This is a genomic window from Arthrobacter sp. SD76, from assembly GCF_049726125.1.
In the GTDB taxonomy this organism is placed as follows: domain Bacteria; phylum Actinomycetota; class Actinomycetes; order Actinomycetales; family Micrococcaceae; genus Arthrobacter; species Arthrobacter nitrophenolicus.
In genome coordinates this window covers 3,307,626-3,321,583 of record NZ_JBNBLR010000001.1, presented here as the reverse complement: position 1 = coordinate 3,321,583, position 13,958 = coordinate 3,307,626, and the positions used below count along the sequence as shown (strand labels likewise).

Sequence of the window (13,958 nt, the reverse complement as noted above, 5' to 3'; positions counted from 1 at the left end):
TGTGGCCGTCCGCCCATGGACCCGATGGACAACCAGTGCCCCCATACCATAAGCATGCTTAGTATCTGGCTGGCAAGGGTTCCGGGAAAAGTTGGGGGCATGCTCCTCGGCCGGGCTTAAGCTGGTGTCATCTTCAAATGATCAGCCTGCTGATAAAAGGAGGATGGGTGCCATGCCCAAGACCGGAAAAAACCAGCACGCACGCAAGGACGAGCTTCCGTCCACGCTGCAGCGCTCGGAGCAAAAAGCCCAGGACACGTTCGCCAAGACCTACGATTCGGCGTTGGAGTCCTACAGCAACGATGAGAGCCGCGCCGCCCGCGCCGCCTACGCGTCCCTGAAGCACAGCTACGAGAAGGTGGGGGACCACTGGGAACCCAAGGGCAAGAAGGGCCCTTCTGACAAACGGGCCGAGGAGGGCGTCAAATCCTCCAAGCCCACCGCCGGCGGAGTGGATGCCAATGCCTCCAAGGAGCACCTGCTCCGGCTCGCCAGGAAGCTGGATGTCAAAGGCCGCTCAAAGATGGACAAGGGCGAACTGGTCAAGGCGCTGCGGAAGGCCAATGACGCAGCCACCCGCAAGGCCAGGGAGTAGCCTCTGTACGCATTCATGCCGTAACAGGGCACATTGCGGGTTCCGGGCCGCCGGCGCTCTTGCCGTAACGCGTCCCAGGGTGTCGAATCAGAGGACACGCTAGGACGGGTTGCAGGGCAAAGACGCCAGGAGGATCCCATGTCGGTGAAAGGCACGAAGGACACAGCGAGGACATCCGGCGGCAGGACCGGCCCGGAAACACGCCGCTTGGACGGCTCCGCGGGAATTGCGGCCGAGGATCCGGCCAGGATCCGCAACATTGCGCTGGTCGGCCATTCCGGTGCCGGCAAAACTATGCTCATTGAAGCCCTGCTTGCCGCCAACGGCATGATCACGCGGAAAGGATCCATCGCCGACGGCACAACCGTAAGTGACTCCGATCCTGCCGCCGTCCACCAGCAGCGCTCCGTCACGCTCTCGCTGGTGCCCCTGCTCGTGGACGGCATCAAGGTCAACCTGCTGGACACTCCCGGCTACCCGGACTTCATCGGCGAGATGCGCGCCGGGCTGCGGGCCGCGGATGCCGCACTCTTCGTCGTCTCGGCCGTCGACGGGATCGACGCCACCACCACTGCCCTGTGGGCGGAGTGCGAGCAGGCGAGGCTGCCACGCGCCGTCGTGATTACCCGGACGGACCATCCGCGGGCTGATTACGACGGCGCCCTCGCCGAGTGCCAAAAGGCGTTCGGCGAGGGCGTCCTTCCGCTCTACGTCCCGGTCCGGACGGGCGGCGACGTTACCGGGCTCTTAGGGCTCTTGTCCCGTACCGTCACCGATTATTCGGCAGGGGAGACTCCCGGCAACCGCGAGGCGGACGACGGCGAACTGGCAGGCGTGGAGGCGGCCAGGGGCGAGCTGATCGAGGGAATCATCGCCGAGAGCGAGGATGAGTCCTTGATGGACCGCTATTTGGGCGGCGAGGACATCGACACCGGAGTGTTGATCGATGACCTGGAAACCGCTGTGGCCCGGGGCTCCTTCTTCCGGTCCTTCCGGCGTCGGCGCTGACCGGCCTGGGAACGGCCGAACTGCTGGAAGTGCTGGTCCGCGCTTTTCCGCCGCCAACGGAGCGCGGCCTGCCGGGGGTGACCGACCTGGCGGGACAACCGGAGGGGTCGCTGGCCTGCGACCCCGCCGGACCGCTGGCCGCCGAGGTGGTCCGGACATCCATCGACCCGTTCCTGGGGCGGATCTGCCTTGTCCGGGTCTTTTCCGGGACGCTGCGTGAAGACTCACCAGTGCATGTTGGCGGGCACGGGCTTGCGGACCGCGGCCACCAGGACCACGACACCGACGAGCGCGTCACCCACATCTACTCGCCTCTCGGTGCAACCCTGCGGCCCGTGCCGTACTGCGTTGCGGGGGACATGTGCGCACTGGCCAAACTGGGAAGCGCCGAAACAGGGGACACCATCTCCTCCCGGGACAAGCCCCTGATCCTCGCCACCTGGGAGATGCCGGAGCCGCTGCTTCCGGTGGCGGTGGAACCGGATTCCCGGAGCGACGAGGACGCGCTGGCGCGGAGCCTGGGCAAGATCGCGGCCGGCGACCCCACCCTTCGGGTGGAACGGAATGCCGAAACCCACCAGCTGGTCCTGTGGGTGATGGGCGAGGCACACGCCGAGGTGGTGCTGGACCGGCTGCGCGAGCAGGGCGTGAAGCTGCACACGGTGGACGTGGTGACCCCGCTTCGGGAAACATTCGCGGCACCCTCCGCCGGGCACGGCCGCCACGTGAAGCAGTCAGGCGGCCACGGGCAGTATGCCGTCTGCGATATCGAGGTGGAACCGCTCGACCGCGGCGGAGGGTTTGAGTTCCTGGACAAGACAGTTGGCGGGGTGATCCCCGGGACCTTCATCCCGTCCGTGGAGAAGGGTGTCCGGGCACAGATGGAGAAGGGAGTATCGGCAGGATTCCCGGTGGTGGATGTGCGGGTAACGCTGGTGGGTGGCAAGGCGCACAGCGTTGACTCCTCCGACGCCGCATTCCAGGCCGCCGGCGCGCTGGCGCTGAGGGAGGCGGCTGCAGCCGGAAAAATCCAGCTCCTGGAGCCAGTGTCATCCGTGGGCATCACCGTTTCGGACGAGCACGTCGGTTCCGTCATGAGCGATCTGTCCGGCCGGCGGGGAAGGCTCACCGGCACCACCTCCACCGGGGACGGGCTGACCGAAATCAGCGCGGAGGTGCCGGACCAGGAACTGCTGCGCTACGCCGTCGAACTCAGGGCGCTGACCGCCGGAACCGGCCGGTTCACCCGCCGCTACCTGCGGCACGATCCCGTTCCCGCCAGTTTCAGCCCCTCCTAAGCCTTTCCTCCCGATGAACGCGGCCGCACGGAAGATCCAGCGGGTCTACCTGACCCTGACACTCGGCAACACCCTTGCGACGTCCTTCATCTGGGGGATCAACACCCTGTTCCTGCTCGACGCCGGGCTCAGCAACCTCGAAGCCTTTGCCGCCAACGCCTTCTTCACGGCCGGCATGGTGCTCTTCGAAGTGCCTACCGGCGTTGTGGCGGACAGCTGGGGCCGGCGGGTGTCATTCCTGCTCGGCACCATCACCCTTGCCTCGTCCACATTCCTGTACTACCTGCTCTGGCAGTGGTCAGCGCCGTTCTTGTGGTGGGCTGTTGTCTCCGTGCTGCTGGGCCTGGGCTTCACCTTCTTTTCCGGCGCGGTGGAAGCCTGGCTGGTGGATGCCCTGCATTATTCCGGCTACGACGGCGGCCTGGAAGCGGTGCTCGGGCGCGGACAGATGGTGTCCGGGGTGGCAATGCTGGGCGGTTCCGTGGCAGGCGGCGTGATCGCCCAGGCCACCGACCTCGGTGTGCCGTTCCTGATCCGCGTGGGCGTCCTGGTGGCCATGTTTGCCGTGGCGTTCCTGCTGATGCGCGACGTCGGCTTCACGCCGGAGCGGTCGGCGCACCCCCTGCGGGCCACCCGGTCCGTCCTCAAGGCTTCGATCGACGGCGGCTTCAAGCACCCGCCGGTGCGGTACATCATGCTGGCAGCCCCATTCACCGAAGGCGTGGGCTTCTATGTGTTCTATGCCCTGCAGCCCTACCTGCTCCAGCTGTTCGGTGACCCCCGGGCCTACGCCGTTGCAGGGCTGGCGGCTGCCATCGTGGCGGGGGCGGACATCGTGGGCGGCTGGATGGCGCCCCGCGTGCGGCAACGGGTGCGCAGGCGCACCACCGTGCTGATCGTGAGCAACGTGGTCAGCTCAGTGATCCTGGTGGTGCTGCTGTTCACCACTACTTTCTGGCTGGCCCTGGTCCTGCTGGCACTGTGGGCAGTGGTGGGCGCGGCAGGCACGCCGGTGCGCCAGGCGTACCTGAACGACATGATTGCGTCCAAGCAGCGCGCCACTGTCCTCAGCTTCGATTCCCTGATGGGTTCCAGCGGCGGCGTGGTGGTGCAGCCCCTGCTCGGCCGGAGCGCAGACCTTTACGGCTACCCGGCATCACTGGCAGTCAGCGGCGCCGTGCAGCTGCTGGCCGCGCCGTTCATCCTGCTCAGCCGCCGGCAGCGCTCGCAGGCGGATACGGCGTCGGACCTCACCGCAGCCACCTAGCCGCACACCGCTCTCTGGCCAGCCCGGAACCGCCGCAGCCTCAGTCCCCGTCCATCAGTTCCAGCAGCTTCCGCGCCGCATCGCGGATGTCGTCGTGGCCGTACTGGGCGGCCCTTCCCTCCAGCGAGATGACCGCGCACCGGTGCACCTTGCTGAAGTCCCCGTAGGGAAAGCTGACGCTCCCCTTGGTACCCTCCGACTTTTCGTCGTCGCGGCCCAGGTGCCACGCTGCGAAGTCCTTGAAGCCGTGCTTGTCGATGAACGAATTTTCCTGGTCCGTGGACGGGGCGTGCTCGCTCCAGTCATCCCGGATGTCCCGCTCCACCTTTCCTTCCTTGATCAGCTGGCGGGCCTGGGCAAGTGCCGTGCGGTTGAGCTTCGCTGCCATGATGCCTCCTTCAACGCTGTACTCCGGCTGATGGGGCCGGCGCGCTTTCAGCGTAGGACCACGCCCGGTAAACCGCCACGGATTAACGGCTGCGAGACCGGCGGGAAACGTGCCCACAACAATCGCCGCATAGGTTGCAGGCATGACAGCTGACCTTCTCCTGCGGCTTCGCACCTGGCTGACCGGCACTTTCACCTACGAGTCGCCGGACGAGGCCGCCGGCGCCATGGCCGATGCCACCCGCTGGGGCTGGCTCCCCGCGCTCAGCGGCGTGGCTGTTGGAGCAGGCCAGGCCCGCGCCGCGCACGGCGAATCCGTGGCGGATGCTGCGCCGGCGTCCGAATGAACACACTATTGCGCTGGTGACGGGATCATGCCCTAAACTGCTTCACTGAGGTGCCGGAAATGGCGCTGCGCAGCAACGAAAGTGAAGGCTATGGCTACCGATTACGATGCTCCACGCAAGCAGGAAGAAGAGTCTCCGGCTGACTCGCTCGAGGCCCTCCAGGCGTCACGGGGCGGCAATGCGCAGACCGCGGTCATAGACCTCGATGAGAACGACACCGCCGAAGGTATCGACCTGCCCGGCGCCGACCTTTCGAATGAGGAACTGACCGTCATCGTCGTTCCCGAGCAGCAGGACGAGTTCACCTGTTCATCGTGCTTCCTGGTCCGCCACCGGTCCCAGGTGGCGCTTGAGAAGAACGGCCTGAAGTACTGCATTGAATGTGAAGGCTGACCGCCGTTACCGCCGGTAACGGCCTGATGCAGAAACGGCACCGGAAGGGTCAAGAAAGGCCAGGAATGGGTGCCGCTTTTATGGCCTCTTAATGCTGGCCGCCGGAGGCTAACGGTTGCGCGCCGAAGCGGCCACAGGCCTCGTTTCGCGCGCCCGGGGCTCCTACGTCTTGAGCTATCCAATCGCTCCTTCCCTGGGTGGCTCCACAATGAAAAAACTCTCCATTTGGCTCACGGCTATCCTCATGGCCGTCGGGCTGGGAATCCTGGTTCCGGGGCCCGCCTCGGCAACCACCTCGTATTGCGGGCTGGTGTGGGGGTCACTGGCCAAAGCTGAAGACTCGTTCGGCAAAGCATCCGTCACCAACGTCCGGACCGGGCAGCACTACTGCTTCGACCGCTTGGTGGTGGACCTCAACGGCCCGGAAACGGGCTACAACGTGCGTTACGTCGCGAACGTGGTCCAGGACGGTTCCGGCTTCACGGTCCCCGTCCGGGGCGGCGCCCGGCTGCAGGTCACGGTCAATGCCCCCGCCTATGATCCGGAAACCGGGCAGCCCACGTACAACCCCGCCAATCAGGCTGAACTCACCAACGTTGCCAATTACCAGACCTTCCGCCAGGTGGCTTGGGCCGGCAGCTACGAGGGGTACACCAACCTCGGACTCGGCGTCCGTGCCCGCCTTCCGTTCCGGGTGTTCACCCTGGATGGCCCGGGTTCCGGTTCCCGCCTGGTGGTTGATGTGGCGCACTTCTGGTGACACGTCCGCCGTCGCAAGGCAAAAAGGTGCCGTACTCCCGGATCCGGGGGTACGGCACCTTCTTTAGTGCTGGATGCGGATTCCTACTCGGGGACCACCAGGGCGGGGGTGTCCCGTTTCAGGGTTTCGCCCCGGAAGAAGCCGGGCCGCACCTTGGACATCACCAGCATGAATACCGCGCCCATGGCCAGGATCCCGACGCCCAGCACGAAGACCAGGCCGACGCCGAAGACCTCCGAACCGCTGCCGAACTCGGGTGCGAGGCTGTCCACGGCGGTCTGGAGGAACACCACGTACAGGCCCACCCCGCCAAGAACGGGGCACAGCAGCCGCAGGATGAAGTTGCGTGCGCTGCTGAAGTCGCTGTGCCGGAAGTACCAGGCGCAGGCCAGGGCAGTCAGGCCGTAGTAGAAGCAGATCATCAGGCCCAGTGACACGATGGTGTCGTTCAGGACGTTCTCGCTGACCACGTGCATGACGGCATAGAACCCGGCAGAAACAACGCCCGCGATAACGGTGGCGAAGCCCGGCGTCGCGAACTTCCTGCTGACCTTGCCGAACCGCTCCGGCAGGGCCCCGTAGTGGCCCATGGCCAACAGGCCGCGCGCCGGGGACATAAAGGTGGACTGCAGGGAGGCGGCTGAGCTGGACAGCACGGCAAGGGACATCAGGATGGCGAACGGGCCCATGATGGGCGAGGCGAGGGCCGTGAAAATGTTCTCGTGGTTGTCTTCATTGTTCAGCCCGTTGCCCGTATCTCCGAGGCCGGCGAACATCATGGTGGCGATGCTGACCAGGAGGTAGATGGCCAGGACGATGATGGCGGTCAGGGTACCGGCCACACCGGCTGTTTTCTTGGCGTTGGCCGTTTCCTCGTTGAGGGTCAGGCAGACGTCCCATCCCCAGTACACGAAGATGGACAGCGAGATCCCGGCGGCTATCTGGCTGAAGGTTTCGACCTTGGTGATGTCGAACCAGTCCCAGCTGAAGGGGATGGCCGTTTCTGAGGCGGACCAGTTGGCGAATGCCATGGCCACGAATAGGCCAAGGACCAGCAGCTGGAACCCCACAAGGCCGTACTGCACCAGCTTGGTGGCGTGCAGGCCGCGGTAGCTGACCCAGACGGCCAGGGCCACGAACACGAAGCAGGTCAGGACGTTGATTGCCTTGTTGTCGGCAAGGTCGGCCAGTTCGGCGGAGCCTGTGAGCTGGGAGAGGAAGAGGTAGAAGAAATCGACGGCCACGCCCGCGAGGTTGGACAGGACGATGATGCTGGCGGCGAGCAGGCCCCAGCCGCCCATCCAGCCGACCCACGGGCCAAAGGCCTTGGTAACCCACGTGAAGGTGGTGCCGCTGTCAGGGGAGTCGGCGTTGAGTTCCCGGTAGGCGAGCGAGACCAGGATCATGGGGATGAACCCGATCAGGAAGATGACAGGCAGCTGGAGTCCGACTTCATTGACGGTGGGTCCCAGTGCGCTGGTGAGGGTGTAGGCGGGGGCAATGGTGGAAATGCCGAGGACGACGACGGCGAGGAGCCCCAGCTGGCCGCCTTTCAGTCCTTTGGCGGTGATTCCGCCGCTGCCGGGAGTGTGTTTGCCGGAGCCGGCCGGGGACGTGCTGGTGCGGAGTGTCTCTGTCATGGCACCACTTTCTGGAAGACTTTATGACCGCGGTCACTATATGAATGACGTTCATTTAGTGGGGGCACCGGCGTGGAAGCGCAAGGGGAAATATGAATCACATTCGTTTATGACCGCTGGCGGCACATTAGTAAGCTCACTGAGAAATCTTCCTTCGGCCCTGCTCCAGCCTCCGGCGGGACTGGTACCGTCGCAACTACTGGACCAATCGAGGAGGACCCATGAAAGCTTCACCGACACTGACCAATAACCTGCAGGCTGTGCTCGCCGACTTGATCGAGCTGCACATCCAGGGCAAGCAGGCGCACTGGAACATTGTGGGCACCAACTTCCGTGACCTCCACCTCCAGCTTGACGAGATTGTCGACGCCGCGCGCCAGTTCGCCGACGATACGGCCGAGCGCATGCGAGCCCTTCACGCCCTTCCGGACGGCCGCAGTTCGACGGTTTCGGCCTCCACCAGCCTGGCGCAGTTCCCCGACGGCCTGATCAGCACCAAGGATGCGATCGAACGGATCGTCGCCGCCTTGGAAGCTGCCGTGGGCACCATGCGCAAGGTCCATGATGAGGTGGACGAGGAGGATCCCACTACGGCCGACCTGCTGCACGAGTTCATCCTCAAGCTGGAGCAGTTCGCCTGGATGGTGAACGCCGAAACCATGAAGCCCACGGCCAGCGTGACCGCTCCGGATTCCAAGTAGCCCGTCGGCGCGGAGCGCCGGCCCGCAGCAGGCGCCCGGCGCTGGAGGTCCATCTCCGGCGCCGGGCGCTTTTTTGTGCCCTCCAGGCCTTCCGCCTTAGGCGGCTGTTGGGACTTTGCGAAGTACGACGGCGGCGAGGACCGCCGCCGCGGCCATCAGTACCAGCCCGATTGCCGCGGTGACGTGGACACCGGAGTCGAAGGCGGCCGCCGCGGCCTGCCGCACCGCGTCCGCCAGGGGTGCAGGCAGGGCGGCGGCCACATCCATGGCACCGGCGAGGGTTTCGCCGGCGTTGTGGATGGCGCCCACGGATGCCGACTCCGCCAGGGCGTCCGGCAGCCGGAGGTTGTGCTGGTAGGAAGCCGTCAGGATCGAGCCCAGTACCGCGGTGCCCAGGAGTGCGCCCACTTCGTAGCCGGTCTCCGAGATGGCAGCGGCGGCACCGGACTTCTCCGGCGGCGCGGCCCCCAAAATGAGGTCATTGGAAATGGTCTCGGCCGTGCCTACTCCCAGGGCAAGCACCAGCAGGGCTGCCAGCAGCAGTGAAGGGCCGCCGTCGTGGTTTCCGAAGCTGACCATGCTGTATCCCGCGGCGCTGAAGGCCAGCCCGGCGGCCACCACGAACCCCGGCCGTACGCGCCGCACGAGCGGAACTACGGCCAGCCCGGCCACCACCGTGGCCACGAGGGCCGGGATCATCGCGATGCCCGCTGCCGAAGGGGACATGCCCTCAAGCAGCTGCAGGTGCTGGGCCAGGAAGAGGATGAACCCGTTGAAGGAAAAGAGGGCCAGGACGTTGGCCGTAATGGCCATGCTGAACACCCTGTTCCGGAACAGGGACATATCCAGGAGTGGATTGGCAAGCCGCAGCTGCCGGCGCACGAAGACTGCGCCCATGGCCAGGCCGAAGGCGATGCCCGCGATGGCCGCCGGGCCGGCGCCTTCCGTGGCCAGTTCCTTGATGCCGTAGACCAGGGGAACCATCACCAGCAGGGACAGCAGGATGCTGGGCACGTCCACGCGGCCCGGGGCAGGATCCTTTGACTCCGGAATGAAGGCAGGGCCGAAGGCCAGGAGGGGGCAGCATGAGCGGCACGGCCACCAGGAACACTGCGCCCCACCAGAACTGCTCCACCAGCCAGCCGCCGAAGATCGGTCCCAGGGCCGCGCCGCCGGAGAAACCGGCGGCCCAAATGGCTACCGCCAGCCTGCGGCGGCTGGGCTGCGGAAAGATGTTGCGGATCAGGGAGAGCGTGGATGGCATCAGCATCGCGCCAAAGAATCCCAGGGATGCCCGGCCGGCGATCAGCCAGGCGGGGCTTGGGGCGAAAGCCGTGGCCGCGGACAGGGCGGCAAAGCCGATGCTGCCGATAATCAGCAGCTTCCGCCGGCCGATGCGATCACCGAGGCTGCCCATGGACACCAGCAGGCCGGCGAGCACCAGCGGGTAGGCGTCCACGATCCAGAGGAGCTGGACGCCGGTGGGTTCCAGGGCGCGGGCGATGGCGGGCAGGGCAAAGGTGAGGGCGGTGTTGTCCACGGCAACCAACAGGACCGGGAACATCAGTAAGCCCAGGGCCAGCCAGTCGCGCCAGGGCGCCCGGACGGCCGGGCCTCCGGCGGGTGCCGTCGGGGTCCTGGTGGTTGCTGCGGAAGTTGTCATGCGATAACTATACCGTCCAGACGGTATAGTTACGAATCCGGTCCGGTTGGAGGGGCCACCGTTCCAACGGGCATGATTAGACGCATGCCCCGAAAGCCCGTAGCCCGTGAAGCGGTCCTTGACGCCTTTGAAGCCCTCCTGATTGAGGTGGGGGAGCGCGCGGCAACCCTGGACGCCGTCGCGGCGAAGGCCGGAGTGTCCAAAGGCGGGCTGCTGTACCACTTCCCGAACAAGGAAGCCCTGATCCAGGTGCTGCTGGACCGGCTGGACGGGCTGGCGGGAGCCGACGCCGATGCGATGGCAGCCGCCGGGGAGGGGGCTGCGGCCTACTTCATCCGTACATCCGTCTGGGCCGACACCCCGCTGGACCGCGCGATCGTCGCGGCAACCCGCCTGGCGGAGGTGGCGCACGAGGAAACGCGCCGCCGGTTTGCAGCGATCCAGCAGCGCTGGCTCGACGAGATCGCGGCCGATGTCGGCCCGGCCCTGGCCAAAGCAGTGCTGTACATGGGGGATGGGCTCTACTTCAACGCCATGCTGTCTGTGGGGCCGGTACCGCCGGGCGGTGCGGCCGCGGATGTGGACGAATTGCTGGCAGCCTTGGAACGCCTGCGGCGGTAGCCGGCCATTTGCCCCAGCCGCGGTGGCGTAGGACAATTGGGAGCTGTGGGAGCTGTCACCGGCCCCCGCAGCAACCCAAATGAATAGCCTTTGATCTGCGGCGGGAGAGTTCTGCCGGATAGTACAGCAGGCGCCGTAGGAGCAAACCCTCCCCAGGAATCTCACAGGCCCATGTACCGCCGCGGCGAGGCGCCTCTGGAAAGCAGCAGGCAGTCCGCCTGGGTGACCCGCAGTGCGGGAAACCCGGGGCTGTTGTGTTCACCGACGGTGCAAGCGGGGCCATGCGCAAGCTGGCAACGCGGAAACTCTCAGGTCCAATACAGAGCGGGGAGGAACCCGAATCGCTGCGGCGTACCCTGCGCCGCCTGACTCATGGAGTTCCCCGTGACCGTTTCCCCGGCCCCTGCCACCGCCACTTTCGTTGACCGGCACATTGGTGCCCGCCGCCAGGCCGATGTCAGCGCCATGCTCAAGGCCGTCGGTTACGACACCGTGGATGCCCTGGTTGACCGGGCCGTGCCCAAGGATATCCGGCAGGATACGCCGCTGAAACTGTCCCCGGCACTGAGCGAGGTGGAGGCGCTCGCCGAGCTGCGCAAGCTTGCGGCCAAGAACAGGACTGCTGTCCAGATGATCGGGCAGGGTTACTACGACACCGTGACGCCGCCGGTGATCCGCCGCAACATCCTTGAATCCCCGGCCTGGTACACCGCCTACACCCCGTACCAGCCCGAGATTTCGCAGGGCCGGCTTGAGGCGCTCCTGAATTTCCAGACCATGGTCCAGGACCTGGTTGGACTGCCCATCGCCAACGCGTCCCTGCTGGATGAAGCCACCGCCGTGGCCGAGGCCGTCCTCATGATGCGCCGGGCCAACAAGAACAAGGATGCCCGGGACGGCAAGACGGTCCTGGACGCCGATTGCCTGCCCCAGACCATCGCCATTGTGAAGGGCCGCGCGGAAGCCCTGGGCTTCGAGGTGGAAATCGCCGACCTGTCTGCAGGCCTGCCGGACGGTGCCATCAACGGTGTGGTCCTGCAGCAGCCTGGTGCCTCGGGCCGGGTGTTCGACCACTCGGCAGTGATCGCGCAGGCCAAGGAGCGCGGCGCGCTCGTGACCGTCGCGGCTGACCTGCTGGCGCTGACCCTGATCACCCCTCCCGGTGAGCAGGGTGCGGATATCGCCGTCGGCTCCGCCCAGCGCTTCGGCGTCCCGCTGTTCTATGGCGGCCCGCACGCCGCGTACATGGCAGTCCAGAAGGGCCTGGAGCGTTCCATGCCCGGCCGCCTGGTGGGGGTGTCCAAGGACGACGCCGGTGTCCCCGCCTACCGCCTGGCCCTGCAGACCCGCGAGCAGCACATCCGCCGCGAGAAGGCCACGTCCAACATCTGCACCGCCCAGGCACTGCTGGCCATCGTCGCTTCGATGTACGCCGTTTACCACGGTCCCGAGGGACTGAAAGCCATCGCGCAGACCGCGCACCGCCACGCCCGCACGCTGGCAGCTTCCCTGAAGGCTTCCGGCGCGGAGGTCCTGCACGGTTCCTTCTTCGACACCGTCACGGTCCGTGTCCCCGGCAGGGGAGCGGAGGTTGTCGCTGCCGCGGAGGCCAAGGGCATCAACCTGCGTTTCATCGACGCCGATACCGTGGGTATTTCCGTGGACGAAACCACGACGACGTCGACCGTCGCCGCCGTCGCGTCCGTTTTCGGCGGCGAGGCAGTGGGCTCCACCGGAGCCTTTGCACTCGACTCCGCCGTCGAACGCACCTCCTCCTTCCTGCAGCATCCGGTGTTCAATACGCACCGGTCGGAGACCCAGTTGCTGCGGTATATCCGGAAGTTGTCGGACCGGGACCTGGCGTTGGACCGAACCATGATCCCGCTGGGCTCGTGCACGATGAAGCTGAACGCTACGGCCGAGATGGAGGCCATTTCGTGGCCGGAGTTCGCTTCGATCCATCCGTTCGCCCCGGATTCGCAGACCGAGGGCTGGCGTGAGCTGATCACTGGCCTGGAGGCTGATTTGGCCGAGATCACCGGGTATGACCAGGTGTCCATCCAGCCCAACGCGGGGTCCCAGGGCGAGCTCGCGGGCCTGCTGGCGATCCGCGGCTACCACCGCTCCCGTGGTGAGGGTCAGCGCAACGTGTGCCTGATCCCCGCGTCGGCGCACGGCACCAACGCCGCGTCGGCGGTGCTGGCCGGGATGAAGGTCGTCGTGGTGGCCACGGCGGCCGACGGCACGATCGACCATGCTGACCTGTACGCGAAGATCGAGGCGCATAAGGATGCCCTGTCGGCGATCATGATCACCTACCCGTCCACGCACGGGGTGTACGACGGGGATGTCCGTGAGGTCTGCGATGCCGTGCACGCCGCGGGCGGGCAGGTGTATATCGACGGCGCGAACCTGAACGCCCTGGTGGGCCTGGCGCAGCCGGGCAAGTTCGGCGGGGACGTCTCGCACCTGAACCTGCACAAGACATTCTGCATCCCGCACGGCGGCGGCGGGCCCGGCGTCGGACCCGTCGCAGCGAAGGCACACCTCGCACCCTTCATGCCCGGCAACGCGGCCACCTGGACCGAAGGGAACGATGTCCCCATCTCGGCGTCGAAGTTCGGTTCCGCGGGCGTGCTGCCCATCTCCTGGGCGTATGTGAAGCTGATGGGCGGTCAGGGCCTGACCGAGGCCACCAAGTCGGCGCTGCTGGCGGCGAACTATGTGGCGTCCCGGCTGAACGAGTACTTCCCCGTGCTGTACACCGGCGAGGGCGGGCTCGTGGCGCACGAGTGCATCCTGGACCTGCGCGAGCTCACCGCGAAGACCGGGGTCACCGCGGAGGATGTGGCCAAGCGGCTGATCGACTTCGGCTTCCACGCCCCCACGCTGTCCTTCCCCGTGGCCGGGACGCTGATGGTGGAACCCACCGAGTCCGAGGACCTGGCCGAGATCGACCGGTTCATCGAGGCGATGATCACCATCCGCAAGGAAATCGACCAGGTGGCCGCCGGTGACTTCGCCGTGGCCGATTCCCCGCTGCGCCGGGCACCGCACACGGCAGCCGCCGTCGTGTCCTCCGACTGGGACCGCGCCTACCCGCGCGAGCAGGCCGCGTTCCCGGTCCACCACCTCCGGCAGGACAAGTACTTCCCGCCCGTCGGCCGGATCGACGGCGCCGCAGGCGACCGCAACCTCATCTGCTCCTGCCCGCCGCTCTCCGAGTTCGAAAACTGATTTCGGTGGTTGAGCCTGTCGAAACCCGGGTTTCGACAAGC

At 66.3% G+C, this 13,958-nt stretch carries 10 protein-coding genes, 2 pseudogenes and 1 riboswitch; of the genes and pseudogenes, 9 read left to right on the top strand and 3 right to left on the bottom strand.

Translation table 11 applies throughout. The features are described from left to right. The first annotated feature begins 172 nt into the window (after nucleotides 1-172). From ACPEE0_RS16050 to ACPEE0_RS16040, 3 genes and pseudogenes are all read left to right on the top strand, one after another. Entirely contained in the window at nucleotides 173-595 is a 423-nt protein-coding gene (locus ACPEE0_RS16050) for a ChaB family protein (RefSeq protein WP_424574851.1), read from the top strand. Between the two features lie 138 nt (nucleotides 596-733). Beyond that, a pseudogene (locus ACPEE0_RS16045) lies at nucleotides 734-2,901 on the top strand (elongation factor G-like protein EF-G2). A gap of 13 nt (nucleotides 2,902-2,914) precedes the next feature. Next, on the top strand, nucleotides 2,915-4,168 hold the full coding sequence (locus tag ACPEE0_RS16040; protein ID WP_009359157.1) for an MFS transporter: 1,254 nt from the start codon (nucleotides 2,915-2,917) through the stop codon (nucleotides 4,166-4,168). 40 nt (nucleotides 4,169-4,208) lie between these two features. Here the strand turns inward: ACPEE0_RS16040 and ACPEE0_RS16035 are convergent, their stop codons facing one another. Beyond that, on the bottom strand, nucleotides 4,209-4,556 hold the full coding sequence (locus tag ACPEE0_RS16035) for a hypothetical protein (RefSeq protein WP_354177357.1): 348 nt from the start codon (nucleotides 4,554-4,556) through the stop codon (nucleotides 4,209-4,211). Between the two features lie 142 nt (nucleotides 4,557-4,698). Here ACPEE0_RS16035 and ACPEE0_RS16030 point away from each other — a divergent pair, with 142 nt between their 5' ends. From ACPEE0_RS16030 to ACPEE0_RS16020, 3 genes are all read left to right on the top strand, one after another. Then, nucleotides 4,699-4,902: a hypothetical protein gene (locus ACPEE0_RS16030; RefSeq protein WP_009359160.1), complete on the top strand. Its 204-nt coding sequence runs from the start codon at nucleotides 4,699-4,701 to the stop codon at nucleotides 4,900-4,902. A 90-nt stretch (nucleotides 4,903-4,992) separates the two neighbouring features. Next, nucleotides 4,993-5,295 (top strand): DUF4193 domain-containing protein, encoded by a 303-nt coding sequence (locus ACPEE0_RS16025; protein WP_009359161.1) that lies wholly within the window; start codon nucleotides 4,993-4,995, stop codon nucleotides 5,293-5,295. Nucleotides 5,296-5,503: 208 nt separating this feature from the next. After that, entirely contained in the window at nucleotides 5,504-6,055 is a 552-nt protein-coding gene (locus ACPEE0_RS16020) for an AMIN-like domain-containing (lipo)protein (RefSeq protein ID WP_035753640.1), read from the top strand. Nucleotides 6,056-6,138: 83 nt separating this feature from the next. Here ACPEE0_RS16020 and ACPEE0_RS16015 read toward each other — a convergent pair whose 3' ends face one another. Then, a complete protein-coding gene (locus ACPEE0_RS16015) occupies nucleotides 6,139-7,695 on the bottom strand; it encodes an APC family permease (protein WP_424574850.1) in 1,557 nt (518 codons plus the stop codon). A gap of 221 nt (nucleotides 7,696-7,916) precedes the next feature. Between ACPEE0_RS16015 and ACPEE0_RS16010 the strand changes: the two genes are divergently transcribed. Beyond that, a complete protein-coding gene (locus ACPEE0_RS16010; protein WP_133352414.1) occupies nucleotides 7,917-8,396 on the top strand; it encodes a Dps family protein in 480 nt (159 codons plus the stop codon). A 96-nt stretch (nucleotides 8,397-8,492) separates the two neighbouring features. Here ACPEE0_RS16010 and ACPEE0_RS16005 read toward each other — a convergent pair. After that, nucleotides 8,493-10,059 (bottom strand): annotated as a pseudogene (locus ACPEE0_RS16005) (MFS transporter). A gap of 84 nt (nucleotides 10,060-10,143) precedes the next feature. Between ACPEE0_RS16005 and ACPEE0_RS16000 the strand changes: the two are divergent. Next, nucleotides 10,144-10,680: a TetR/AcrR family transcriptional regulator gene (locus ACPEE0_RS16000; RefSeq protein WP_009359166.1), complete on the top strand. Its 537-nt coding sequence runs from the start codon at nucleotides 10,144-10,146 to the stop codon at nucleotides 10,678-10,680. Between the two features lie 91 nt (nucleotides 10,681-10,771). Continuing rightward, nucleotides 10,772-10,869, top strand: a riboswitch (glycine riboswitch). A 183-nt stretch (nucleotides 10,870-11,052) separates the two neighbouring features. After that, nucleotides 11,053-13,917, top strand: a complete 2,865-nt coding sequence (gene gcvP / locus ACPEE0_RS15995; protein WP_424574849.1) for an aminomethyl-transferring glycine dehydrogenase — start codon at nucleotides 11,053-11,055, stop codon at nucleotides 13,915-13,917. Nucleotides 13,918-13,958: the final 41 nt, after the last annotated feature.